Annotated in this window: 6 protein-coding genes; 5 read left to right on the plus strand and 1 reads right to left on the minus strand. The window is 65.6% G+C overall.

Annotated elements, in window-relative coordinates; genetic code table 11:
- Positions 1-672: lytic transglycosylase domain-containing protein (locus tag MOV75_RS30700; RefSeq protein ID WP_247007190.1), on the minus strand; the 672-nt coding region annotated here is incomplete at its 3' end.
- A gap of 90 nt (positions 673-762) precedes the next feature.
- Here MOV75_RS30700 and MOV75_RS30705 point away from each other — a divergent pair.
- The 5 genes from MOV75_RS30705 to MOV75_RS30725 all read left to right on the plus strand — a co-directional run.
- A complete protein-coding gene (locus MOV75_RS30705) occupies positions 763-1,401 on the plus strand; it encodes an HAD family hydrolase (protein WP_247007191.1) in 639 nt (212 codons plus the stop codon).
- 166 nt (positions 1,402-1,567) lie between these two features.
- Positions 1,568-1,798, plus strand: coding sequence for a hypothetical protein (locus tag MOV75_RS30710; RefSeq protein ID WP_246931473.1), 231 nt, complete (start codon positions 1,568-1,570; stop codon positions 1,796-1,798).
- 115 nt (positions 1,799-1,913) lie between these two features.
- On the plus strand, positions 1,914-2,939 hold the full coding sequence (locus MOV75_RS30715) for an aldo/keto reductase (RefSeq protein WP_246931471.1): 1,026 nt from the start codon (positions 1,914-1,916) through the stop codon (positions 2,937-2,939).
- 67 nt (positions 2,940-3,006) lie between these two features.
- Positions 3,007-3,168, plus strand: a complete 162-nt coding sequence (locus MOV75_RS30720; protein ID WP_246931468.1) for a hypothetical protein — start codon at positions 3,007-3,009, stop codon at positions 3,166-3,168.
- A gap of 132 nt (positions 3,169-3,300) precedes the next feature.
- Positions 3,301-3,701 (plus strand): MFS transporter (locus tag MOV75_RS30725; protein ID WP_247007193.1); only part of this gene is annotated, 401 nt, incomplete at its 3' end.

Below are 3,701 nucleotides of genomic sequence, written 5' to 3' on the forward strand. Positions count from 1 at the left end.
CACATGCTGCTCGAGCTCGGCGACGAAGGCATTCGGCGCGCGTTTGAGCAGCGCCATCAGATCACGGCAGCTGGTCGGCGGCGAACTCGGCGGGCCCTTGCCGGTCGCTCCCGCCTTGGCCCAGGCATCGACGCTCGTGCCGGTGATGGCGAAGACGTAGTTGCGGGTCTGCTCCGGCATCGACCCGGTGCCGGCGAGCCATTCCTGCACGCGCCGCGGACCGGCATTGTAAGCCGCCGCGGCAAGGCCGAGATTGCCGAACTGGCTGCGCAGCTCGCTCAAGAACTCCGCCGACTTCGGCAATGCCTGCACCGGATTGAACGGATTGAGCAGCCCGCGCTCGCTGGCGGTGCCCGGCATGAACTGCGCGATCCCCTGTGCGTGCTCGCCGCTGCGCGTCGTGGGGCCCACCGCATCGGCTTGAAAGCGGCTCTCCTGCCAGATCACCCGGGCGAAGAATTCCAGCGGAAGATTGGCATCGCGCGCGGCCGCCTCCACGATCAGGCAGATCGACTCCCGCGTATCGCTCTCGCGCGCGTCAGCCGGCTTCTCCGCCGGCTTCGCGGGCTCCTCCGCCTTCGGAGGCGCGACGGGCGGCGGCGCCTCCTCTGCGAGCGCCGGCGACAGCCAGAGGGCCAGGCACAAGACAGCGATAAACCGAGCTATTCGCATGGCATCGATGCAATCGACCAAAATCGGACCTTGACTTGGAACCCCAGCCAACTAGCAACAGACGGCAGTATCAACGCAGGTCCCGCCCGGATGGTGACAATCTTTTTTGATCTCGACGGCACGCTGACCAACCCGAAGCCGGGGATCACGCGCTCGATCCAGTACGCGCTGGAGCGGCTGGACGTCGCGGTGCCGAGCGAGGACGAACTGACCTGGTGCATCGGGCCGCCGCTGCATGCCAGCCTGAAGAAGCTCACCGGAACCGACGAACTCGCCGACCGCGCGCTGCTGCTCTATCGCGAGCGCTTCAGCGATATCGGCCTGTTCGAGAACGAAGCCTATGCCGGCATCGTGGACACGCTGACGACGCTGACCGCGACGACGCCGCGCATGTTCGTCGCGACCAGCAAGCCCGCGGTCTACGCCACCCGCATCGTCGATCATTTCGGCCTGAAGCCCTATTTCGAGCGTGTGTTCGGCTCCGAGCTCGACGGCACGCGCGTCGACAAGCGCGACCTGCTGCGCTACGCGCTCGACGAGACCAGGGTCGATGCGAGCGGTGCGGTCATGATCGGCGACCGCAGCCATGACGTGGTCGGCGCCCGCACCAACGGCATGACCGCCATCGGCGTGCTCTATGGCTATGGCAGCGAGGCCGAGCTCAGGGACGCCGGTGCGCATCACATCTGCGCCGCGCATCCGGAATTGCTCGGACATTGCGTGGGCTGATCATCGAGGGACTGCGCCCAGCGCTCGAGCGCGGCGAGGCGCTTCCACCAACTCTGTCTCATGCCGGTTGCCGAGCGGTCATCGCCGCGAGCCTTCGTTTGCGACGAAGACAAGGCTCGCCAATTCCAGATTGTCTTGTTGCGCTCCGTGCATCAGGCTGGCGCACATGAGGACGCGCACCACGATAAGCGGATCGGAGCTGTTGCTGGGTGTGATCGCGATCCGACTTGCGGTGCTGGTTCTGGTCGGCTGGGGCCTGACACTTTTGCCGCGGCCAGCGCATGACAGCGAACGCGCCTGCCTTCTCTCACCTGTAACGAGAAGCGAGGCTCAGGCGAAAGCGGTCCGCTCGCAGGTCGCCGATGCAGCGTTCGATGACATGCTGCTGCACGACTAGGCTGCTCCCAAGCAGGGCCGGTATGTGAGCGCATGATAGGACAAGGCGTTCGCTTGCGCTAACTTCGGCACCAGGACCGCGACGAACAATCAGCAGTCAGCCGAGGAGCATATCGATGGAATACCGACGCTTGGGCCGGTCGGGCCTCATGGTGCCCGCCTTGAGTCTCGGGACCGGCACGTTCGGCGGTGTCGGCCGCCTCGCGGCGTGGGGCACGACGGATGCGACCGAAGCCCGGCGCCTGCTGGACATCTGTCTCGAGGCCGGCGTGTCGATGTTCGACACCGCGGACGTCTATTCGCTCGGCGAGTCCGAGCGTGTGCTCGGCGAAGCCATCAAAGGCCGCCGCGACAAGGTCCTGGTCTCAACCAAGGCAACCTTCCGCTTCGGCGACGGTCCCAACGACATCGGCTCGTCACGGCAGCATCTGCTCGCAGCCATAGACGGTTCGCTGCGCCGGCTCGGCACCGACTACATCGATCTGTTCCAGCTTCATGGCTTCGACGCCTTCACTCCGCCCGAAGAGGTGCTCGGCACGCTCGACGTGCTCGTGCGCGCCGGCAAGATCCGCTACGTCGGCGTTTCGAATTTCTCCGGCTGGCACCTGATGAAATCGCTCTCTGTTGCCGACAAGCATGGCTTCCCGCGCTACGTCGCCAACCAGACCTATTATTCGCTGATCGGGCGCGACTACGAATGGGAGTTGATGCCGCTCGGCCTCGACCAGGGGCTGGGCGCCGTGGTCTGGTCGCCGCTCGGCTGGGGACGCCTCACCGGCAAGATCCGCCGGGGTCAGCCGAAGCCCGAGGTGAGCCGCCTGCCCAAGACGGCCGATTTCGGCCCGCCGGTGCCGGACGAGCACGTCTATCGTGTCGTCGAGGCCATCGACGAGGTCGCGACGGAAACCGGAAAGAGCGTGTCGCAGATCGCGCTGAACTGGCTGCTGCAGCGCCCCACCGTGTCGACACTGATCATCGGCGCGCGCAACGAGACGCAGCTCCGCGAAAATCTCGGCGCGGTCGGCTGGTCGCTGACCAAGGACCAGGTCGCAAAGCTCGACGCGGCGAGCAAGGTCACTCTGCCCTACCCCTACTGGCACCAGCGGACGACCTTCACCGACCGGAACCCGCCGGCGGTCTAGGACCCTTGAGCTGCATCAAGCCCGCTTGCATCGGCCGTGACATTCTGCGGCCGTCGCGAGGCTCCCGATGCGCCGATTTGCCATGAAGGCCCTGTTCATGGTGCTCAATTTCAACCGCGCGGAGCGACAGCGGATCGATTGGGTTCGCGCCGTCATCATCTCCTCCACGGCAGTGACGTTCGGCCTCATCGCACTCTACATGTTCGGAAAATCGACAGCGCGCTGGTAGGGCTGCGCCGGCCGTCCAAATCCATGTTCGCGGCGCCGTTACGGGAACTGCTGGTATCCTGACGGGTTGCCGTCAATCCGGCAATTTCCTATTCGGAGATGAATCACGGCTCGAATCAAGCGCGCCTCCATCATGTCGTCTGCCCCGATCGAGCATGCCGACGGCCTGCCGCAGCCGCAGCGCAACCAGGCGGTGCTGACCATTGCGCTCGGCATCATCATGGCGGTGGTCGACAGCGCCATCGCCAATGTCGCGCTGCCGACGATCGCGGCCGACCTGGATGCGAGTCCGGCCTTTTCGATCTGGATCGTCAACGGCTACCAGCTCGCGATCACGATCTCGCTGCTGCCGCTGGCTTCGCTCGGCGAGATCGTCGGCTATCGCCGCGTCTATCTGGTCGGGCTGGTGCTGTTCACGCTGGCGTCCGCCTTCTGCGCGCTGGCGCATACGCTGCCGCTGCTGACGATCGCGCGCATCATCCAGGGCTTCGGCGCGGCCGGCATCATGAGCGTCAACGCGGCGCTGGTGCGCTT

Source organism: Bradyrhizobium sp. PRIMUS42 (assembly GCF_023006515.1).
Classification (GTDB): domain Bacteria; phylum Pseudomonadota; class Alphaproteobacteria; order Rhizobiales; family Xanthobacteraceae; genus Bradyrhizobium.

Bases quoted from the DNA above. Each gene is read 5' to 3' on its own strand.
- MOV75_RS30715 (WP_246931471.1), top strand. From the start codon at position 1,914: ATGGAATACCGACGCTTGGGCCGGTCGGGCCTCATGGTGCCCGCCTTG.
- MOV75_RS30705 (WP_247007191.1), top strand. From the start codon at position 763: ATGGTGACAATCTTTTTTGATCTCGACGGCACGCTGACCAACCCGAAG.
- MOV75_RS30720 (WP_246931468.1), top strand. From the start codon at position 3,007: ATGCGCCGATTTGCCATGAAGGCCCTGTTCATGGTGCTCAATTTCAAC.
- MOV75_RS30710 (WP_246931473.1), top strand. From the start codon at position 1,568: ATGAGGACGCGCACCACGATAAGCGGATCGGAGCTGTTGCTGGGTGTG.